The following is a 20591-nucleotide window of genomic DNA, read 5'->3' as shown; positions in this document are numbered from 1 at the left end:
CGAGCAGACACAGAATCGCGTCCGTTACGACGGATTAGCGCGATTCTGCGTCTGCTCGTCGAGGCACAGCGCGCCCGCGACCAGCTCGTCGAAGCGCTCCAACGCCTCGTCGGTGTCCGCGTCGATGCCGCGCAACGGCCCCGGGTCGGCGAGGTAGCGCCGCGCGTACAGGCGAGCGACCAGCGCCTTACGGTCGGTGCCGCGGGTTTCCCGCTCCCAGGCCGCCTGCTCGGTGAGCAGCGCGCCCGCATAGACGTCGCCCATGAACTGGGCCAGCGGCAGCAACCGCGCCTCGGCGATGTCGCCGTCCAGCTTCGACCATGCGGTGATCGCCGCGTCGAGATCTTCGATGCGCCCGGCGACCAGCCCGGTGGTGTCGTCGTCGTGGGACACCGACACCGCGTCGCGCATCCGCGCCAGCAGTGGTTCGTGGGCGCGGGACTGTTCGATACCGCGGCGCACGTCCAGCGACAAGATGTTGTCCGAGCCTTCCCAGATGGTGTTGACCTGCGCGTCGCGCAGTAGCCGGGCAACCGGCCAGGTCTCGATGTAACCGTTGCCGCCGTGCAGCTCGATCGCGTCCGACGCCGCGGTGATCCCCAGCCGGCACACCTTGAGCTTGGTCACCGGCACGGCGATGCGTTGCCGGATGGCTTTGGGCTGACGGTGGTTCGGGAAGCCGATCCCGTCGAACACCATCGCCTGGGTGGCTTCGACGTCGACGATCAGCTCGGCCAGCTTGCGCCGCACCAGGGGCTTGTCGATCAGCGCGCCGCCGAAGGCCTGGCGTTGCCGGGTATAGCACAACGACTCGACCAGCGCCCGGCGGGCATTGCCCAGCGCGAAGGCCGCAATACCCAGCCGCAGCCGGTTGGTCAGCTCCATCATCCGGCCCAGGCCCTTGCCGTCGGACGGGCCGGCTTCACCCTGGGGTGCACCGGAGAGCAGGAACGCCTCGGCGTCGACCAGCTCGATCTCACCGGAGGCCACCGAGCGGGTGCCGAGCTTGTCCTTGAGCCGGCGGATCCGCACACCGTTGCGGGAACCGTCGCGGCGCGTGCGCAGCACCAGGAAGCTGGCCACGCCCCGGCTGGAGTCGGGCGCCCCCTCGGGCTTGGCCAGGGCGATGAACGCCTCGCCGGCGCAATTGGAGGCGAACCACTTGAAGCCGTTGAGCAGCCAGGCATCGCCGTGCGGTGTGGCGGTGGTTTCGATCGCGCCGAGGTCCGAGCCGCCGGTGCGTTCGGTCATCAGCTGTGCCGCTTCGCCCTCCCACTCGCCGGAGTCGAGCTTGGCCAGCACGTAGTCCCGCACGTCGGTCGGGGCGAAGGCGCTGACCAGCGCGCGGACCATGTTGCCGCCGGTGCCCAGTGCGCACGCCAGCCCGATGTCGGCCTGGTTGAGCAGATAGTTCGACGCGAACAGCGGCAGCGACGCGCGAAAACCGGCCCGATGCGCCTCCTCTCGCAGCTCCTGCTGCGCATCGAGCACGGCGCGCTTGGATTGGGTGAACGAGGCCGGCATGACCACCCGGCTGACATCGTGGCCCCACCGGTCGTAGCGCTCCAGGTACGGCGGGTTGCGGTCGGTCTCCTCGGCCCAGCGGGTGACCGGGCCGCCCATCAGTTCCCCGATACGCACCAGATGTGGCTCGGCGACGGCCAATTCGTCGGGCGGCAGGTAGTAGGACATGATGAACTGCAGCGTCGGATCGGTGCGATACCAGTTGAGGCCGGTGGCGCCCTGATAGTTCTCCGTGCGGTAACGCTGTGCCTTCTCCGGAGTCGAGAACGGTAGCCGGTCGACGGCCTCGAACCCGTAGTGCGGGTCGTACTCACCCATGACGCGACCGTATTACAGCCGCGAGCTCAAAACAGCTATACCGGCACCACGAAGTCCGACGTGTACACCTCGGCCGGGTTCTGCGAATTCTCCGCGGGACGTGCGATCCAGATCCAGGTCCCGGTCTGGCCCGGTCGAATGGGCGCGGTGACGGTCGCGTTGCCCTGGCCGGACTCGTCGGTGACCAAGCTGGTGAAGGCGGTGCCCGGATCACCGGGCCCACAGGTGACCGACGAGGGCAGCGGCGCCTGGATCAACCCGACGTCGTAGCGGGTGCCCGGCTGGTTCTGCACAATCAAGTGGACATCGGCAATCACCGACGAGCCCGCGGTGCGCACCATGGCCATGCCGCCGCCCAGAGCAGGGGCTCGGATCTGGGGCGCAACACTGGACGCTCCGTAGTCGCAATGTCGCAGCACACTACGAAGGGCGACTCGGGTGGCGCTGCCGTCCGGTGCCGCGGTCGCGAAACCCGCGTCCCACGTGCCCAGACACGCCGCCATAGCGGTCGCGACGGCGAGTTTGCCCATCCGTTTCAGTCCGCGCATCTGCCGCACCCACTTCATCGTTGATCGAGTACTGACGAAACGTGAGATTAACCACATGGGCCCGTCAGGAAACATCAACGGTTTGCTACCTATGCCGGCTGACGTAGTCGGCGAGTGCGTCGCCGACCGCGGCGGCGCCCAGCGGCGTCGGGTGCAGGGGCACGGCGGGATCCTGGGTCACATAGCCTTCGACGTACCGGTCGGCGGGTGCGGCGCACATGTCGTGGCCCTCATGCAGGGGCCTGGTGTCGAAGAACTCAATTCCTTTGTCGGCAGCCAGTTTCCGCTGCCGGTCGTCGAGGTCGTTGAGCTTGGTCTGCAAGTAGTCGGAATCCTGCGGCAACACCGGTTGGGCGGGATAGCACCCGCCCGGGCGCAGCAGAATGCCGTAACCGACCAAGATGACGCGCGCTTTGCGCGCTTTGGCCCGCACCCGGTCGATCAGCGTGGCCCAACTCGGCGCATGGGCTTCGGTCAGGGCGGCGACGCGATCGACGTCGCCGACGACGAACTGCGTCTTGCACGGCGTGGGGTCGGGGCTCTTGACCTCGCACTGGCGCAGCTCGGTGACGAGCTCGATGTCGTTGGCGCCGATGGTGATGGTGACCAGATCGGTTGCGGCGGTGACGGATTCGATCTGCGGATCCACCGGCCCGGTCGACGTCTGCTGGGCGGCGCGCAAGATGTTGTCGGTGGTCGCGCCGCTGCAGGTGGCGTCGACGAAGGCGGCGACCTTCAGGCGGCGGGCCAGGATCGAGGGGTAGTTGTTGGTCGACTTGTGGCAGCCCTCCGGTGACCCCGGATCCGGTACGCCGGGGTCTGCGGCGACGGAGTCGCCCAGAGCGACGTAGTGGAGCCGTTCGGGGCTGGTGCCGGGCGGAGCGCAGGCCACGCCCAGCACCCCGAGCACGGATGCGATGACCAGTCGCCTCGAGCCCACGGGTGTCGGACTTAAGGCTTGATCCGGATCTGGCCGGGCGACCACAAGCCGCTGCGGGTCGCGGTGCCCAGGTCCAGGCGCGCCGGCGGGGCGTCGACCAGGGTGTCGAACTTGCGCAGCGATCCCCAGTCGCGCGCCCAGTCGCGGGACAGGTAGGTCGCCATCACGTGGGCGCGTAGCAGCAGGTCGGTGATGCCGAGCAGGCCCCCGTTGACGCCGTCCTCCCAGGTGTCGGTGTCCAGCTTCTTGGCCGAATAGTCCGGCGTAATACGGAATTTCGGGATCTCGGTGACGCCGTTGGTGTGCAGCATCGGCCGCTGGCACGGGAAGGCCAGGCCGACCGCCCAGTCCAGCAGGACCGGCTGGGTGGATCCCACGTATTCCTGCAGTGAACGCAGCTCGGGCACCCGCGGCGGGGTAACCGCGATCCAGTCCTCCGGGGTCAACGACAGGTCGTCAGCCACCACCCGCACCGCCACGGCGTCGGCCGGCATCTTCTCTCGGGCGAAGCGCAGGTTGCGCCACGCCTTGGGCTGCTCGCCGTACAGGTCGTCGGGCACCATCCGCCCGGCCGGCACCAGCGCGCCGCCGGGGCCGGGCTTGGCGTATTCCAGCTGCACGGTCTGCCCGGCGGTGTAGTGGTGCAGCACGCTGTTGCCCGCGATCTTGCCGGCGGCGGTGATCACCACCAGTGGGTGCCCGTCGTCGGCTTTGGGCAGCTGGTACCACGCGGACGCCAGCCGGCTTTGTTGCTGCGCGCCGGTGGTGTAGGTGCCGGCCAGCGGCACCCGGGTGGGGTCGAGTTGGTAGGGCAGCGGCACCGTCGACCCGTTGATGCCCGGGGATGTCAGCTTCGTCGGCGCATCCCAGTCGTAGTCGGTGCCGGGCTGGTTGGGCTTCATCACGATGGCTTCGGCCACCGTGTGTTCCGGTACGCCGTCGGGCGAGAAGCCGACGGGGTTGGTGCCGCCCAGCGGACCCAGCGGTCCGTAATCGCCGGGTAGCGGGGTCATGAAGCCGGCGTTGGGATCGGGTTCGACCAGCACGTCGTCGGCCAGCCCGCAGCCGCCGGTGAACGCACGCAGGTTGGACCAGCCGTTGGAGTAGGTCGGGTACTGACGCACGATGCCGATGCCCATCGATGCGACGAACACCAGCGCCATGAAGCCCGCCGCCAGCGATATCGGCGCGGTGGTCAAGGCGCGGGTGATCCGCCCTTCCCCGGCGTCGCGGGGCGCGAAGTGCAACCACGCCGCGTACAGCGCCGCGAACACGAACAGCGCGAAAAACATTGCGCTGACGGTGATTCCGGCGATCTTCGGCATGGCGCTGTTGAACGGGACGCCGTAGCTCGAGACATACCACCACCCGTTGGTGGTGGCGAAGCACAGCGCCAGCATGAACAGCAGCGCGGCCAGGAACGCCATCCGGTTACGCGACCAGCGCAACACCGATGGCGATACCAATACCGTCGTCAGCGCGGCCATCGCGGCCCCCACCGCGGCGAACAGCCCGAAGTGGTGCACCCACTTGGTGGGGGTGAACATCAGGAAGAACATGGTGCCGAAGATGACGCCCATCAGCCGCCAGGCCGGCCCGCGGGCCACACCCGGAACCCGTTTGCGGCGCAACATGATGAACACCGCGGTAAACAGGCACAGCGCGGTGATCAAGAAGCCCAGCCGCCGCGACAACGACCCGTCGACGGTGGGCAGGATCAGGTAGTAGTAGCGCAGGTTCTCGGTGTACCAGGCCTGGCTGGGCCCGATCTTGCTGCGCACCCGGGTGGCTTCCAACACCGTGGACAGCGTCTGGTCGACGAACACCACCGTCAGGATCACCGTGCCCGCCGCCAGCATCGGCGCCACCAACGGCAAGGTGCCGACCAGCCGGTGCCGGCGGACCAGGATGCGCAGGATGGGACGGCCACCGGCCACCAACGCGGCCACCGCGATCAAACCGGTGGGCTGCACACCCAGGGTGAAGGCGGCGGCAATGATCGCCAGGGCCGCCGGGGTCAACCGGCTGTACCGCATCGACCGTTCGATCAGCACATAGGTGACCAGCGAGCCGAGCGCGATGATGCCTTCGGGGCGCAGCCCGTTGTTGAACGGCATCCACGCCGTCAACAGCACCATGGCCGCCGCCCAGTTGGCCGGCTTACTCGCCGCCACCGCCGGGCCCAGCCGGGGCAGCACCTCGCGGGACAGCAGCAGCCAGCAGATCAGGCCGGCGAACAGGTCCGGCAACCGCATCCAGATGCTGGAGTCGCTGACATGGGTCATCAACGCCAGCAGGTTGTAGTACCAGCCGAACGGGTCTTCCGGGCTGCCGAACCAGCGGAAGTAGTTGGACATGTAGCCGGCGCGGTCGGCGACGCGCGCCATGCCCAGGATGTAGCCGTCGTCGGAGGAGTTCGCGCCGATGACGTGCCAGAGCAGGAACGCGAACACCACCACGCCGTCGAGCAGGGTGAAGGTGCGCCAGTTCTGCGGAATCCAGCGGCGCATCCGGTGCCCGTCCAGCTGGTCCAGGCGCCACAGGGCCACCAGCGCGACGATGGTGGCCACGATCGCCCCGATGATGGCCAGCAGTTTCAGCGTGGTCGGCGTGGTGGAGAACCGGGTGTCGATGGTGGCGTTGACGCTCAGCCCGGGCGGTGCCGGACCGGTCAGGTCGGTGAACACCCCGACGATCTGGGGACGCAGGTTGGGGTCGGGGAAACCGCTGCGCACCGGCGCGCCCCTGGGGTCTTTCAGCCCGACGAACGTGGCGTAGGTGCCGGCGTGCGTGGAGGTGACCTCGATGCGCTCGCATTGCGGGGATGCGACCTGGTCCCGCGGCACCGACAGGATCACCACATTGCGGTCGGTGACGTCCACGCGCTGGCTGCTGACGACCACGAACAGCGCGTTGAGGTTGGCGTCCTTGCCCTGTTTGGGTGCGGTGCCCAGCACCACGCCGCCGGTCGGCGGCATGGCGCGCACCACGGCACACGGCACCGTGGCGGTGAAGTCGACCGGCGTCAGCGAGATCAGCGGCGCGGTCACGCTGCCCAGCTGGCCGTTCTGCGGCCAGTTGAGCGTCGCGGTGGTCTGCACGACCGGCAGCAGTGGCGTGGCCACCGACAGCACGAAGCCGATCAGGCCGGCAATGGTGGCCACCCAGCGCGTCAGGCGCAGCTGGCGCGGCGCCTCGGGTTCCCGCGCGGCGGCGGTCGTTTGTTCGTGATTGGTGACGGTCATGGCAGGGCCCTGATCGGCCCCTGCCGGCTCCAGCCTGGCACTGAGATCACACCCTCTTCGACGACGGCTTCCGGCGCCTGCTCGGCCGGCACCAGGCGGAAGTATTGCTCGACGGTTCCCCAGTCGCGGTACCAGTCACCGCGCAGATACGTGCCGATCGTCGAGGTCCGCAACAACGCCTGGGTGAACAGGAACGGCCCGCCGGTCGAGCTGGCCTGCCACAGGTTGGACGACGACGCGGTCTGCTTGTGGTCGGGCAGGATGCGGTACTCGGGCAACTCGGCGATGCCCAGGTGCTCGGTGAAGGGCCGTTGGCAGGGGAAGTTGGCGGCCGTCGCGATGTCCATCAGCACCGGCGTCTGCGAGCCGATCAACTGCTGCAGCGTTTCCAGGACCGGGACCCGCGGCGGGGTGAATGCGAACCACTGCTCGTTGCTCAGGTTGGGGTCGTAGGCGACGATGCGCGCCACGTTGGCCTCCGGCGGCGCCCCCGCCAGCGGGAAGCGCAGGTTGCGCCACGCGGGCTGCGGACCCAGGTCGATCGGATACACCTCGCCCAGTGGCTGGGTGCTGCCGTCGGGCCGGGTGCTGCCCCACTGCAATTTGAGCTGCTGGCCGTACATCAGCCCGCCGTCCTCTTTATAGGACCAGATCGCGCCGGCGGCCGAGAGCACCACCAGGGGCCGGTCGGGGCTGCGCGGCGGCAGCTGGTACCACGCCGAGGTCGCCGTCGCGGCCAAGTTGTTCTCGCCGTAGCTGCCCATCACCGGCGTGCGCGCGGGGTCCAGCCCGAAGGGCAGCGCCGCGTGCGAGCCGTTGACCCCGGCCGGGCCCTTGCCGCCGGCGGTGCCGGCGGAGTCGCTGATCGCGGCGTTGGGCTTGTTGGGCGAGGCGTCGGAGTTGACCACACCCGGCTTGCTGACCACCGGGTCGGATTTGAGGTCTTCGCCCACGCCTTCGGGCTTGAACCCGACGGGGTTGATGCCGCCGAGCGGGCCGTCGGGCCCAAAGGTCTGCCCGGGAACCGGTTGCAGCATCCCGGCGTTGGGGTCCGGCTCGGCCAGCACGTCGTCGGCCATGGCGCAACTGGTGGGGGACAGGCTGGTACTGAGGGCGGCCGCGTTGGCCTTGCCGGTGGTGTAGAGGGGATAGCGGAAGGCCGCGGCTTTGGCCATCGACCCGACTTCGCCGAGCACCATGATGATCGCCACCACCAGCAGCGGTGTGGCGGCCAGCACCCGGTTGCGCCGGCTGTTCTTCACCTCGGTGTGACCGGCGTAGTCCATCCGGAAGTGGTACCAAGCGGCCAGCAGTCCGGTCAGTACCGACAACGCCAAGAACATCGACGTCACCGGGTGGCTGGCGATGACCGGCTGGATGTCGTACCACGGCACCCCGTAGTTGCCGACGTAGAACCAGCCGTTGATGCCCGAGGTGGCCCACGCCAGGATGAACAGCAGCGCGGTGACGTACAGCGCCAGGTTGCGTCGGCTGTGCAGGCCGATGCGGGCGAACGCGAGCGCGGTGATCGCACCGAGCGCCCCGGCCAGCCCGGCGAACGCGCCGAATTGCACGGCCCACTTCGTCGGCGTGAACGTCAACAGCAGCAGCCCGATCGCGGTGGTGCCGATCAGCCGCCACGCCGGTCCGCTGGCCAAGCCGGGCACCCGGCCGCGGCGTAGCAGCACCGCCAACATCCCGAACAGGCACAGCAGCATCACCAGCACGGCGAACCGCCGCGACATCGACGCGTCGGCGTTGCTTTCCACGGTCAGGAAGTAGTAGCGCAGGAAGTCCTGATACCAGGCGATGGTCGGGCCGACGGTGTACTTGATGCGCGCCGATTCGGCGACGGTGGCCAGCGTCTGGCTGCGGAACACCACGACGGTGATCAGCGACAACGCCGCGGCCAGCACGATCAGCGGTGGCAGCACGCCGTCGGTGGCGCGGCGGCGACGGATCGTTCGGGCGATCACCCGGGCGCCGGTGAGCAGCGCGGCCACCGCGATCAGTCCCTGCGGCGCCAGGGTCGCGGTGAGCAGTGCGACGAAGATGGCCACGGCCGCGGGGGCCAGCCGGTCCAGCGAGATCGCGCGCTCCACCAGCACCCAAGTCACCAGCACGCCCAGGGCGATCAGCGGCTCGGGTCGCAGCCCGTTGTTGAACGGCAGCCAGGCGGCCAAGAAGACCGCGCCCGCGGTGAGCACGGCCACCGGGTTGCCGGCCACCCCAGCGCGGCCGGGACCCAGCCGGCGCAGCATGCAGCGACTGATGATCAGCCAGCACGCGATGCCGGCCAGCAGGGCGGGCAGGCGCATCCAGACCCCGGCGGTGCTGATCGAGGCCAGCCGGGCCAGCCACGCGTAATACCAGTCGAACGGCGCTTCGGTGGTGCCGAAGTAGCGGTAGTAGTTGGCGAAGTAGCCCGCTTTCGGCGCGACGCGGGCGATGGTCAGGTTGTACCCGTCGTCGGTCGAGGTGGCGCCGATGACATGCCAGACCAGCAGCGTGGCGATCACCGCGAGGTCGGCCAGCCAGGTGGCCGGGCCGCCGCGCAGCCAGCGCGGCCGTTGCCCGGCGCGGTACCGGGCCAGCAATTCGGTCGGGGTGCGCCAGGTGCCCCCGCGGCTGTGGCGATCCAATGCGCTCAGCGCGACGACGGCGGCCAGGACCGCCAGCGCGCCCAGGACCATGGCGGCGGTCTTGAGCAGGCTGGGCGTCGTGATGAACCGGGTGTCGACGTCGACGCGCGCCGACAGGCCCGGCTGGGCGCGCAGCTTGAGGTCGGTGAAGATGCCGCCCACTTGCGGCTTCTTCTCCGGGGAGAGCTTGCCGGCGGCACCGGGGATGCCTTCGAAGTCCGCGCCGGCGCCGCCGGCGTCGGCCCACAGGTGCAGCACGCGGCAGGCGCCGGCCGTGATGGCCGTGCGGGGCGCGACCGCGGCGACCGTGTCGCGGAACGCGACCACGACCGTGTCGTTATTGGCCCGCACGAACAGCCCGTGTTTGCCGGTGTCCACGCCTTCGCTGGGCAAGGTGGACACCACCAGGCCGCCGCTGGCGGGCAGGGTGGCGATGGCCGAGCAGGGGATGGAGATGTCGAGCGCCCGCGGCGCCCCGGACACCAGCGGCGCGGTGATCTGGCTGACGTTGCCGTCGGCGGCGGTGCCCTGGGGCCACCGGATGGTGGCGGTGGTCTGCTTTACCGGCAGCAGCGGAACCAGCAGGCACAGCAGCAGACCGATCAGGCCCGAGACGACGGCAACCAGCCGGGCGATTCGATGGAATCGCTGTCTACCGTCGAAGGACACGAGGCTCGATGGTAGGCGAAGCTGCTGAGTGGGTTGAGGATGCGGGGCCGCGCACGAGCTGACTAGGTGTTTCGGCTCAGCCTTTGCGCAGCGGCGCGGGATCCCACAGTCCGCTGCGCGTCACGGTGCCCAGCTCGAGCCGCGCCGGTGGGGCGTCGGAGTAGTACGGCGTCAACCGCTGCAACGCACCCCAGTCCCGGAACCAGTCGTCCTTGAGGTAGCTGGCCACCGTGGTGGCGTGGGCCAGCAACTCGGTGACGCCCAGCGGGCCGCCGCCGAGGTAATCCATCACCGGCGAGTTGGCTTCGGCGCCGAACCGGTCGGGCAGGATGCGCCACTTGGGCGTCTCGTCCACGCCGTACTGATGGCCGAACGGACGCTGGCAGGGGAACGCCAGGCCCACCAGCCAGTCCAGGAACACCGGATCCTTGGAGCCCACCACATCCTGCAGCGTGCGCAGTTGCGGTATCCGCGGCGGCGTCAGCGCGATCCAGTGCTGCGGGGCCAGGTCGTCGTCGTCGGCGACCAACCGGATCTGGGTGGCCGAGTCCGGGATCGCCGACAGCGGAGCCCGCAGATTGCGCCAGGCCGGCACCGCGCCGACGTCGGCGAAGCCCATCGAGCCGCCGTGACGTCCGGCGGCCGCCTCGGCGTCGGTGGCCCACTGCACCTGCACTTCGCGGGGATCGAACCGGCCGGCCGCGGTGAGCACCAACAGCGGCGACGCGCTGCGCTGGTCCTTGGGCGGCAGGCGGTACCAACCGGACCGCAACATCGCGGGCACTTGGATACCCGAGCGCCAGCTGCCCAGGATCGGCGTGCGCGCCGAGTCCAGGTTGAACGGCAGCCGCGCGCGCGAGCCGTTGATGCCGGGCGCGGCGGTGGTGCCGCCTTCGGTACCCGGATCGCTGCCAGTGACGACGCCGTCGTCGCTGGCGAAGTTGCGGTCACCCGGGCGTTCCATCACCGGGTCGGCGGAGACGTCGGCGGGGATGCCGTTGGGGGTGAACGCCTCGGACAGGCCGGCGCCCAGTGCGTCGGCCGGCGCGGCGCCGACCGGGGGCAGCATCCCGGCGTTGGGGTCCATCTCGACCAGGACGTCTTCGGCCAGCCCGCAGGTCTTGCCGGTCAGGGCCTGCAGATTCGACCGGCCCACCGACCAGGCCGGGTATTGGGTGATCATCGCCTGGGTCAGCGAGACCACCTCGAACAGGACCAGCACCCAGGTCGCGATCGCCAACGGCGACTGCACCACGCGGGCCAGCCGCGGCCGCTCGCGGATCTGGCGGCGCGGCCCGCCGTTGGCGGCGAAGTGGAACCACGCCGCGATCAGCAGCACCGCCACCGTCAGCTCGAGGAAGGCGGTGGTGAGCGACCACCGCCATTTCGGGAACGCGTTGGACCAGGGCACGCCGAAGTTGGACACATACCACCAGCCGTTGACGCTGGCGAAGGACAACGCCATGACGAACAGCACCACGGCGGCGAACAGGGTGCGGTTGCGCCGGGACCGCATCGCGGTGCTGGTGACCGCGACCGCGGCCAGCGCCCCCAACGAGCCGGCCAGCCCGGCGAACACCCCGAAGTGGTGGGTCCACTTGGTGGGGGTGAACATCATCGCCAGGAACGAGATGACGGTGATGCCGATGATGCGCCGACTCGGCCCGGCGGCGGTGCCGGGGATGCGGCCCTTGCGCAGCGACATGGCCACCGCGACCGCCAGCGCCAGCAGCAGCGCCAGCACGGCGAACCGGCGGGCCACCGAACCATCCGGGCTGGCCATGAACAACCGCTCGTAGCGGATGTGCTCGTCGAACCACTTCAGGCTGGGGCCGACGGCTTGTTTGAGCACGGTGGCTTGGCTCTCGGCCGCGAAGCTCTGGTCGCGGAAGATCAGGATGGCGGTGACGGTGCCCGCCGCCAGGATGGGGGAGATCAGCGGCAACAACCCGAACTGCTTGGAACGCCGGTGCAAGATGGTGCGCAGCGGCCCGATCGCTACCAGCAGGGCGCCGATAGAGGCGATGCCGGTGGGCCCGGAGAACAAGGTCAGCGCGCCGACGACGCAGGCGATCGCGACGGGCAGCAGCCGGCTGGTGGCCACCGCCCGCTCCACCGAGCACCAGGTCAGCAGGATGCCCAGGGCGATGATCGGCTCCGGGCGCAGGCCGTTGTCCAGCGGCAGCCACACCGCCAGGAACATGCCCGCCGCGGTCCACGCTGCGGCCCGGTTGGTTTTGACCGCATGCCCCAGGCGCGGAATGACTTCCCGGCTGATCACCCACCAGCAGGTCAGCGCCATCGCCAGGGTGGGCAGGCGCATCCACACGCTGGCGGTGCTGACGTGCGCCCACATGGCCAGCAGGTTGTAGTACCAGCCGAACGGGTCCTCGGGGGTACCGAACCAGCGGTAGTAATTGGACATGTAGCCGGCGTGCTCGGAGACCCGGGCCATGGTGAGGATGTAGCCGTCGTCGGCGGTGTTGGCGCCGACGAAGTGCCACCACACCAGCACGACCAGCACCAGGGCATCGAGCGCGCCGACCGACCACCAGCGCGCGGGCAGGAAGCGCCGGTGCCGGGTGCCGTCGGCGGTGTCCAGGATGTGCAGCGCGATCAGCGCGGCGCCGGTCAGCACGACGCCGAGGATCATCGCGGCCATCTTCAGCGGCGTCGGGCTGGTGCTGTAGCGGGTGTCGACCGTCGCCGAGAAGCTCAGGCCCGGCGGCGCGGGCCCGGACAGGTCGGTGAACACCCCGACGATCTGCGGCCGGAAGTCGTAGCCGCTTTTCTCCCCGCGCAGCGGTTCACCGGGGTGCTCGCTGTTGGGGCCTTGGCGCAGTCCGACGAACTCGCCGGTGACCTTGTCGGCGTGCGCGGTGAACGTCAACCGCTGGCAGGCCGGGCTGAGCACCTGGCTCAGCGGGGCCGCGACCACCGGGACGTTGCGCACGATCAGCACCAGGTCGTCGTTGACGCGCTGCAGCAGCAGTCCTCGGTCGACGGCTTTGGGAGCCTGCTTGGGCACCGTGGACAGCAGCACCGTCTTGGCGGCGTTGTCCGGACCGGTCAGCCCGGCCGCCGCCTGGCAGGGAACGGTGATGTTCAGCTCGGTGGCCACATAACCGATCAGGGGCGCCTCGACGCTGCCGAACGTGCCGTTCTGCGGCCAGTTCAGCTGGGCGGTGGTCTGCGTGACCGGAAGGAAGGGCGTGGCCAGCGCGAGCGCGGCGCCCAGCAGACCGGCGACGACGGCCACGAGGCGAGCGATCCGGTAGTTCCCTCCCGCGCCGCTCACGGAGGTAGATGGTAATTGTTCGATCGCGTCGATCGAGGTGTCGGTCGCCATCAGCGGTTCGGCCCCGGTTTGCGAACGGCCAGGACGAACGGGCCGATGGTGTCGACGGCGAAGCGCGGGTCGGCGAACAGCGCCGCCTTGAGGTCCACGGTGTAGCGCCGCACGTTGGGCTGGTTGGGGTAGACGTCCTCGGCCAGCCGCAAGGTGTAGGTGTTGCCCGCGCCGCGGCGCATCAGGAAGACCGTCGGCGGCGGCCAGGGCAGCTTGTCCAGCGCCTTGACCAGCTCGTCGGCCGTCTTGAGGTTCGACCAGCTTTCGATCTGGGCGGCCCGCTTGTCGAACTGGGCCAGCGGATTGGCGTAGTGCGACGTCAACCCCTGGAAACCCCAGTACGGATAGAAGGACAGGAAGCTGTAATCGGCGGTCAGCACCACGGTCTGGTTGCGCGGCCGACCGGTGGTGCGCTGGATGGCGGCGTCGATGTCGGCGTAGTACTTCTCCGCGCCGGGGGGCCGGCGGTCCCCGCGCTGGCCGTGCCCGTCGGTGTCGGTGTAGGCGACGGTGAGGTCGGGGCGCAGCACGTCGGGGATGTCTTGGCTGAAGGCGATCGCCCCGGCCAGGCCGATCGCTCCGGCCACGGGCAGGACGGCTCTGCGGCGCGCGGCCAGCGCGAGGGTGGCTTCGGCGAACCCGAATACGCCCGCGGTCGCCAGCAGCACGGTCAGCGTCGGCTGCAGCCGGAACGACAGCAACGTGGTGCGGGCCAGCGTGGTCAGCATCGACAGCAGCGACCACAGGTAGACGGCCAGCACACCCAGGGCCAGGCCGCCGGCCCGTACCGAAGTCCGGGCCCGCACGATCAGCCACAGGATGCCCAGCAGGCACAGCGCCCCCAGCAGCGAGAACTGCAACATCGGGAAGGTCAGTTCGGCGCCGTCGGCGGGCAGGTAGTGCTGGGCGCTGCCGCTGTTGCTGACCGGTCCGCGCACGGCTCGCAACAAGTACGGCAACCAGGTGATGGATCCGATGGCCGCGGCGATCAGACCGATGACGACGAGCCTGCGCAGCGGGTCCACGGCCGCTTTCCGGTCGCGCCGCCAGCGCGCCGCGGCGAGCACCAGCGCCATCAGCGTCATGGTGAACGCGCTGTAGGCAACCAGCAGGGTGTACCAGGTGGCGGCGAAGCCCAAAAAGATGCCCGCGCCGATCACCGCGCCCCACCCGCGGGCTTGCGGCGCGAGCGTGCGGCCGGCTTCACCCTCGGGCTCGAGCGTGCGGCCAGCGGCACGCTCGCCGGCGCGCAGGCCCGACCAGGTCAGCACCAGCACCGGTGGCAGCAACACCGCGATCATCGCCGCATACGGTTCCGGCGAACTGTAGGCCAGGGTCACCGCGGTGGTCGCGATGGTGACCAGCAGCGCGTATTCGAATCGGATCATTCGCCACCACAGCACCAGCGCGACCGCGACGGCCACGGTGATCGAGGTGATCGCCCACGGCTTGAACGCCTCCCACGCGGGCGCGCCGGTCAGCGCCGCGACGCGGCCACCGATCCAGAACCAGCCCGGCGGGTAGAACGGCGGTAACCCCAGGTAGGTCATGTCGTGCAGGGCGGCGCTGTCGGTGAGCCGGGTCAAGTACTCGGTGCGGAACTGCTGGTCGACGGAGATTCCGAACAGATACAGCTTGGTCGCGCCCAGCGGCATCCCCAGCGTCACGACGGCGAAGGCCGAGACGAACACCACCCCGGCGGACTGGGCGAGCAGCCGTAGCCGCCCGCCCCGGCGCCACGCCCAGCCCGCCGCGATCAGCCCGGCCAGGCAGGCCACCTGCCCGACGGTGGTCAGTGCGTGCAGTTGGTTGGACGACGGGAAGGCGGGCCACTGGACTTTGGCGATGGCGTCCAGCGAGATGACCGACACCACGACGGCCGCCAGCGCCGCCAGCGCCATCTGGCCCAGGCTGGCCAGCGCGTTGCGCATGCTCAGATGGGCAGCTTGCGGAAGACGCTCCGCGGGATGTGACGCAACACCATCATCACGTACCTGAATGCTGTTGGCGCCCAAACCAGTTCCTTACCTTTTGCGGACGCGGTCACCGCCAGGTTGGCGACGTACTCCTTGTCGACGGTCAGCGGAGCCTCCTTGACATGCGCGCTCATGCGGGTGCGCACCTGGCCGGGCCGGATCACCAGCACCCGAACACCGTACTCGCGCAACGCCTCGCCCAGCCCGAGGTAGAAGCCGTCCAGGCCGGCCTTGGTAGAGCCGTAGACGAAATTGGAGCGTCGTACCCGTTCACCGGCGACGGTGCTCATCGCGATGATCTGGCCGAAACCTTGCGCGCGCATCTTTTCGCCCAGCAGCACCCCGACGGAAACCGCTGCGGTGTAGTTGACTTCGGCGATCTGCACGGCTTTGCGCTGGTTCTGCCACAGCTCTTCGGCGTCACCAAGCAAGCCGAAGGCGACGATGGCCACGTCGACGTCGCCGCCGGCGAAGCATTGGTCGATCACCTTGGGATGGGTGTCGGTTTCCACGGCGTCGAAGTCGACGAGCTCCACCGAGCGCGCGCCGGCGGCCTCCATCTGCGCCACGGCGGCAGCACGGCCGGGGTCATCGGGCATGGCGGCCAGAATGATTCGCGCCCGCGCGGTGCGCAGGTAGCGCTCGCAGATGGCGAGCCCGATCTCCGACGTGCCGCCGAGCAGCAGCACCGTCTGCGGGTTTCCTACGGCATCTAGAACCATCGGCGCACCATCTAGAGCAACTCCAAACGTCGGGCCATGTCGGAGGCGAAGACCCGCATAGGATCGACCTTGCGGCGCAAGGCAATCCACTCGTCGATGCGCGGATACATGGCGTGGAAGGTTTCGGCCGTGGTGCGCGAATCCTTGGCGGTGTAGACCCGGCCGCCGAATTCCAGGACCCGGCGGTCGAGTTCGGTGAGGAACTCGTTGAGTCCGGGCCTGATGGGGAAGTCGACGCACACGTTCCAGCCCGGGATCGGAAAACTCAGCGGCGCCTGGTTGCCCGGGCCGAACAGCTTGAACACGTTGAGAAACGAGTAGTGCCCGGACTTTTGAATGTCGCGGATGACCGCTTTGAACTCCTCGACGGCGGTGGTGGGCACCACGAACTGGTACTGGCCGAAACCTGCGGAGCCGAAGGCGCGGTTCCATTCCCCGAACATGTCCAACGGGTGATAGAACTGCGTCAGGTTCTGGATCTTGCCCCGGTAGGTGCCCGACTTGCGGTACCACAGTTCCCCGATCGGGATGAACGTGTACTTGTTGGCCAGCCCGTTGGGAAAGATGTCGGGAAACGTGAGTAGTTGCGGCGCATCGAATTTCAGCGGGTTGCGCTGCAGTTTCGGCGGCAGCTGGTCCACGGTGGCCAACCGGCCCCGCGATACCGCAGCGCGGCCGAGCTTGGGTGGGGCGCTGATGGCGTCGAACCACGCGCTGGAATAGGTGTAGTTGGCTTCGCTGCCGTCGCTGTGCAGGGCGATGGTTTCGTCGAGGCCGGAGGTGATGTCGCCGTCGGCGATGAAGTAGGCCGTCTCGGTCGGCGTCATCTCGATGGTGGCCCGCAAGATGATTCCGGTCAGGCCGTTGCCGCCGACGGTGGCCCAGAACAGTTCGGATTCTGCACCGGTGGGAGTCAGGTGCCGGATCTGGCCGTCAGCGGTCAGCAGGTCCATGCTGCGCACGTGGTTGCCGAAGCTGCCCGCGCTGTGGTGGTTCTTGCCGTGGATGTCGCACGCGATGGCGCCGCCGACGGTGACCTGCCGGGTGCCGGGCAAAACCGGCACCCACAGCCCGAACGGGAGGGCTGCTTTCATCAGCTGGTCCAGGTTGACCCCGGCGTCGAGGTCGGCGAGCCGGGTGTCGGCGCAGATGGAGTGGATGGTGTTCAGCGCGTTCATGTCGACCACCAGGCCGCCGCCGTTTTGGGCGTTGTCGCCGTAGGAGCGGCCCAGACCGCGCGCGATCACCCCGCGCCCGTTGGGTGATCCGCCGGCGTCGGCGACCCGGGCCACGGCCTTGGCGATGACCTCGGGGTCGGGGGTGCGGAGCACGTGAGCCACCGACGGCGCGGTGCGGCCCCACCCGGTCAGCCGGGTAGGCGTGGTCGGAATGTCGGTGCTCAACATCGTGAAAGAGGGTACCGCCTGCCCGGTCGGGTCAGCGCATGCGGAAGATAACGGCTCGCTGCACGACGAAATTGATGACCGTCGCGGTGCCCTGCGCGATGACGAACGCCACGGGTATCGCCCAGCTGCGGTAGTGGAACAGGGCCAGGAACAAATGGTTGAGCCCGACCTGCACCGCGAAGGTGACGCCGTACAACCCCATCACCGCGGCAAATCGCGCCCTGCTGGGCGGGGCCTGGAAGGTCCATCGGCGGTTGATCAGGTACGCGGTGATGGTGCCGACCACGACGCTGATGAATTTCGCGAGGTCGACCTGCAGGCCGGCCCCTTTGTAGAGCGCGACGTAGACGCTGAAGTCGACGATCGCGGCGAAGACGCCGGTGATGATGAAACGCGTGACCTGAGTCGTCAGATGCAGATGTGCACGGGCGGGCACGGCATCGGGCTCAGGAGGGATCATCGCCCCGAAGTCTAAACGGCCCGAGGAGGCGTTAGCGGGCCAACGACTCCGGGCGCTCGGAGTTCTTCCGGGCCAGCGCCAGAAATTCGCGCTGCTCTTCGGCGCTGCGGCGCAACGAGCCGTAGAACGCCATCGTGGTGGTGAGCCGGCTGACGGCGGCGCCGCCGAATGCCGTGGCGCAGCCGTAGTCGCCTTCGACCAGCACCCCCAGTCCGCGCGGTGCGATCTCGTTGTGCAGCCACAGCGCAATGCGGGTGGTCATCCACTGTTGTGCCTGGATGCCGCCAGAGCAGGCGTCGACGACGCGGTTGAACTCGCTGAGGTGGAGCTGGTTTCGGCCGCGCACGTAGCCGATGTGCACGACCCCGTCGAAGGGAAGCAGGTGATCACCGCAGAGCGCCTGGAACGGGATGGGTCCCACGATCTCGAACTCGGACTCTCTGGTGACCGGCGGCGTGACCGTGACGCGCCCGATGGGGAATTGCAGCAGGGTTCCGCCGGTGTGTGCGGATTCGTTGTCATGGCGCAGCATGGGAGACCTTTCGGCGTCTTCTTCGGTGGGGTGAAGCACGGCCTAAGCCTGTCGAGGGCGCCTTGGTAAATCCTCAAAGGATTCTGGCTAGCTCATCGCGCGGCCGCCAAGGAAACGCAAAGCTTCCCAAGAGGTGACCGGCCGAGCCTGTTGGGCATGTTCACCTTGACCGGAAAAGCCGTACGCAAAGCCGGGCTCGCCCTTGCGGGCGCCGCGCTGATCCTGGGGTTGGCGACCGCGTGGGCCGACGCGGCGTTCGCCGCCCAGGCGGGCAGCGGCCACGGCGGGATGGTCGGTGACCCGGCCGGCGCCGCGCCGTACTGGCGCCAACAAACGCTCGACGACTGCGGGCTGATGGCCGCCGCGGACGTGATCGGCCAGCTGACCAACCGCGAGGTCACCGAACCGGAGATCACCGCCGTCGCCCAAACGCTGCCCAGCCGGGTGCACCCCGGACCCCTCTACACCCTGCCAGCCGACGCCGGCGACGCGAATCGAACCGGGCGGGGCACCGACCCGCGCGACCTGCCCACGGTGCTGGCGCAGTACGGGATTCGGGCGGCGTTCACCGCCGGTGGCGACGACGCGATGAGGACACTCGAGCGCTACCTGGCCGGCGGGCACAAGGTGATCGCCGGGGTCAACGCGGAGCTCATCTGGGGCATGCCGGTCGAGATCACCGACGGCTACGGCAACCCCGCCGCCGACCACGCCGTCGTGGTGACCGGCATCGACACCGCGACGGGCAAAGTGCACCTCAACGACAGCGGCACGCCGTTCGGCAAGGACGAAACCGTCTCCGTCGAGGCGTTCGTCAAGTCGTGGGCGGCCGGCGGCGACAGCATGATCGTCACGCTGAGCTGAGGGCCTCAGCCCAGTGCGCGACCTGCGATGACCTTGGCGGTGACCACTCCGAGCTTGAGCATGCCCACATAGGTGGATGGCCGCAGCACCGTCGGCAGCACGGCGCGGCGGTTTCGGTGTTCGAGGGGATGGCCGGCGAATCGGTCGCCCAGCCATTGCAGGGCCACGGGCGCCGCCAGCGGATGCAACAGCAGGTGCCCACAGAACCGATCCCGCCGGTAGGTCACCGCGACACCGCCGTGCCGGTATGCCGCCACCAGCTTGTCGATCGCGTCGACGTTGATGATCCGGTCATGGGCGGACTGCACCACCAACAGGGGCGCGGTCGGCATCGTCTGGCCCAGCTTGGTGGCATCGAAGACTTCCTGCACCTCGGGCAGGTCCCAGAGTTCGTCGGCGGTCATGTCGACAAAGGAGCCGATGTCGAGGTGGCGCAGCCACCACACGGCCTCCATCGTCGTCATGTGGTGCAATTCGTCGAGCAGTCGCTTGCCTTCCTCGGTGGCGTGCTCGTCGACCACCCGCTGGGCACCGGGGAAGACATGGGTCAATGCCGCGATCATCAACGCGGCGAGCCCGGCGAAGAACGTCTCGTTCAGGCTGCGCGCGACGCTGCCGCAGTCACCGACCGGTGAGCCCAGTACGGCGCCGACCACGTTGAGTTCCTGGGCGTAGTCGGCGTGGTGTTCGGCGGCCCACGCGGAGGCCAGGCCTCCGCCGGAATACCCCCACAGCGCGACCGGGGCCGACGGTGACAAGCCGAGACGGTCGCAGTGCAACGCCGCTCGGATGCCGTCGAGGATGCGGTAACCCGGCTCGTGCGGCGCACCCCACATGCCGTGGCACCCCTCGTGGTCTGGCACCGAGACGGCCCAGCCGTGCGCCAACGCGGCCGCGATCAGCAGATACTCGGCCTGCACGAAGGCGCCGATGGGTCTGGCGCCGCGGCGCAGCGCATACGAGGGGAAGCACCGCGGGGTAACGGCGTCGATCGCGCACTGGTAGGACAGCAGCGGACGCACCGCTGTCGGATCGGATCGGTCCGGCAACAGGACGGTGGTGACGGCGACCTCGGCCTCGCCGTGCAGATTGGTGCTGCGGTAAAGGAGTTGAGTAGCCTGCACCGGCTGCTTGATCAAGCCCAGAAAGCCCAGCTCAACGGGGCGGGAACGGAGCAACGTCCCAGGCTCGGACTGTTCGAAATCGGGCGGCGCCGAATAGAACGGGTCTTCGTCGGGGGTGAGCAGCGGGTCGTCCAGAAGCAGCTGCTGATGCGGTGCATCGGCAGCCACCTCGGCCACCGAGGAGAAATTGCTCATCGCCAACCCGTCGCTCGTAGCGGATCGTTTGTACTGCCTCCCGTGGCAGTACCGCCGGTACTGGACAATTGCCCGGG

13 protein-coding genes are annotated in these 20591 nt (G+C 69.0%); 1 reads left to right on the top strand and 12 read right to left on the bottom strand.

Going from position 1 to position 20591, the window contains the following annotated elements:
* Positions 1-24: 24 nt before the first annotated feature.
* From I2456_RS27410 to I2456_RS27360, 11 genes are all read right to left on the bottom strand, one after another.
* Entirely contained in the window at positions 25-1842 is a 1818-nt protein-coding gene (locus I2456_RS27410) for an acyl-CoA dehydrogenase family protein (protein ID WP_085074901.1), read from the bottom strand.
* A gap of 35 nt (positions 1843-1877) precedes the next feature.
* Entirely contained in the window at positions 1878-2390 is a 513-nt protein-coding gene (locus I2456_RS28835) for a hypothetical protein (RefSeq protein ID WP_068034543.1), read from the bottom strand.
* 85 nt (positions 2391-2475) lie between these two features.
* Positions 2476-3330, bottom strand: a complete 855-nt coding sequence (locus I2456_RS27400) for an SGNH/GDSL hydrolase family protein (protein WP_163703890.1) — start codon at positions 3328-3330, stop codon at positions 2476-2478.
* An 11-nt stretch (positions 3331-3341) separates the two neighbouring features.
* Positions 3342-6575, bottom strand: coding sequence for an arabinosyltransferase EmbB (gene embB / locus I2456_RS27395; protein WP_085074903.1), 3234 nt, complete (start codon positions 6573-6575; stop codon positions 3342-3344).
* Positions 6572-9886 (bottom strand): arabinosyltransferase domain-containing protein, encoded by a 3315-nt coding sequence (locus I2456_RS27390; protein ID WP_085074904.1) that lies wholly within the window; start codon positions 9884-9886, stop codon positions 6572-6574. Before I2456_RS27390 ends, embB begins: the two co-directional genes overlap by 4 nt.
* A 76-nt stretch (positions 9887-9962) precedes the next feature.
* On the bottom strand, positions 9963-13235 hold the full coding sequence (locus tag I2456_RS27385; protein WP_085074905.1) for an arabinosyltransferase domain-containing protein: 3273 nt from the start codon (positions 13233-13235) through the stop codon (positions 9963-9965).
* Positions 13235-15166, bottom strand: coding sequence for a galactan 5-O-arabinofuranosyltransferase (locus I2456_RS27380; RefSeq protein ID WP_085074906.1), 1932 nt, complete (start codon positions 15164-15166; stop codon positions 13235-13237). The genes I2456_RS27385 and I2456_RS27380 overlap by 1 nt, the downstream gene beginning before the upstream one ends.
* A 2-nt stretch (positions 15167-15168) precedes the next feature.
* A complete protein-coding gene (locus I2456_RS27375) occupies positions 15169-15933 on the bottom strand; it encodes a decaprenylphospho-beta-D-erythro-pentofuranosid-2-ulose 2-reductase (RefSeq protein WP_085074907.1) in 765 nt (254 codons plus the stop codon).
* Between the two features lie 11 nt (positions 15934-15944).
* Entirely contained in the window at positions 15945-17339 is a 1395-nt protein-coding gene (locus I2456_RS27370) for a decaprenylphosphoryl-beta-D-ribose oxidase (RefSeq protein ID WP_085074908.1), read from the bottom strand.
* 31 nt (positions 17340-17370) lie between these two features.
* A complete protein-coding gene (locus tag I2456_RS27365; protein ID WP_068034144.1) occupies positions 17371-17799 on the bottom strand; it encodes a GtrA family protein in 429 nt (142 codons plus the stop codon).
* Positions 17800-17830: 31 nt separating this feature from the next.
* The gene (locus tag I2456_RS27360; RefSeq protein WP_085074909.1) at positions 17831-18370 is read right to left on the bottom strand and encodes a GTP cyclohydrolase I; all 540 of its coding nucleotides are present in this window, start codon (positions 18368-18370) and stop codon (positions 17831-17833) included.
* Between the two features lie 117 nt (positions 18371-18487).
* On the opposite strand from I2456_RS27360, the gene I2456_RS27355 reads away from it, so the two are divergent.
* Positions 18488-19195 carry a C39 family peptidase gene (locus I2456_RS27355; RefSeq protein WP_085074910.1) on the top strand — a complete coding sequence of 236 codons (708 nt, stop codon included), beginning with the start codon at positions 18488-18490 and terminating at the stop codon, positions 19193-19195.
* Between the two features lie 5 nt (positions 19196-19200).
* Here the strand turns inward: I2456_RS27355 and I2456_RS27350 are convergent, their stop codons facing one another.
* Entirely contained in the window at positions 19201-20520 is a 1320-nt protein-coding gene (locus I2456_RS27350; protein WP_371869941.1) for a lipase family protein, read from the bottom strand.
* Between the last annotated feature and the right edge of the window lie 71 nt (positions 20521-20591).

Origin of the sequence: Mycobacterium kubicae (assembly GCF_015689175.1) — a bacterium.
In the GTDB taxonomy this organism is placed as follows: Bacteria; Actinomycetota; Actinomycetes; order Mycobacteriales; family Mycobacteriaceae; genus Mycobacterium; species Mycobacterium kubicae.
This window is presented reverse-complemented; position numbering and strand designations above follow the sequence as displayed.

Excerpts from the sequence above, each read along its gene's own strand:
- I2456_RS27375 (WP_085074907.1), bottom strand. The coding sequence starts at position 15,933 with ATGGTTCTAGATGCCGTAGGAAACCCGCAGACGGTGCTGCTGCTCGGC.
- I2456_RS28835 (WP_068034543.1), bottom strand. The coding sequence starts at position 2,390 with ATGCGCGGACTGAAACGGATGGGCAAACTCGCCGTCGCGACCGCTATG.
- I2456_RS27385 (WP_085074905.1), bottom strand. The coding sequence starts at position 13,235 with ATGGCGACCGACACCTCGATCGACGCGATCGAACAATTACCATCTACC.
- I2456_RS27370 (WP_085074908.1), bottom strand. The coding sequence starts at position 17,339 with ATGTTGAGCACCGACATTCCGACCACGCCTACCCGGCTGACCGGGTGG.
- I2456_RS27410 (WP_085074901.1), bottom strand. The coding sequence starts at position 1,842 with ATGGGTGAGTACGACCCGCACTACGGGTTCGAGGCCGTCGACCGGCTA.
- I2456_RS27380 (WP_085074906.1), bottom strand. The coding sequence starts at position 15,166 with ATGCGCAACGCGCTGGCCAGCCTGGGCCAGATGGCGCTGGCGGCGCTG.
- embB (WP_085074903.1), bottom strand. The coding sequence starts at position 6,575 with ATGACCGTCACCAATCACGAACAAACGACCGCCGCCGCGCGGGAACCC.
- I2456_RS27365 (WP_068034144.1), bottom strand. The coding sequence starts at position 17,799 with ATGATCCCTCCTGAGCCCGATGCCGTGCCCGCCCGTGCACATCTGCAT.
- I2456_RS27355 (WP_085074910.1), top strand. The coding sequence starts at position 18,488 with ATGTTCACCTTGACCGGAAAAGCCGTACGCAAAGCCGGGCTCGCCCTT.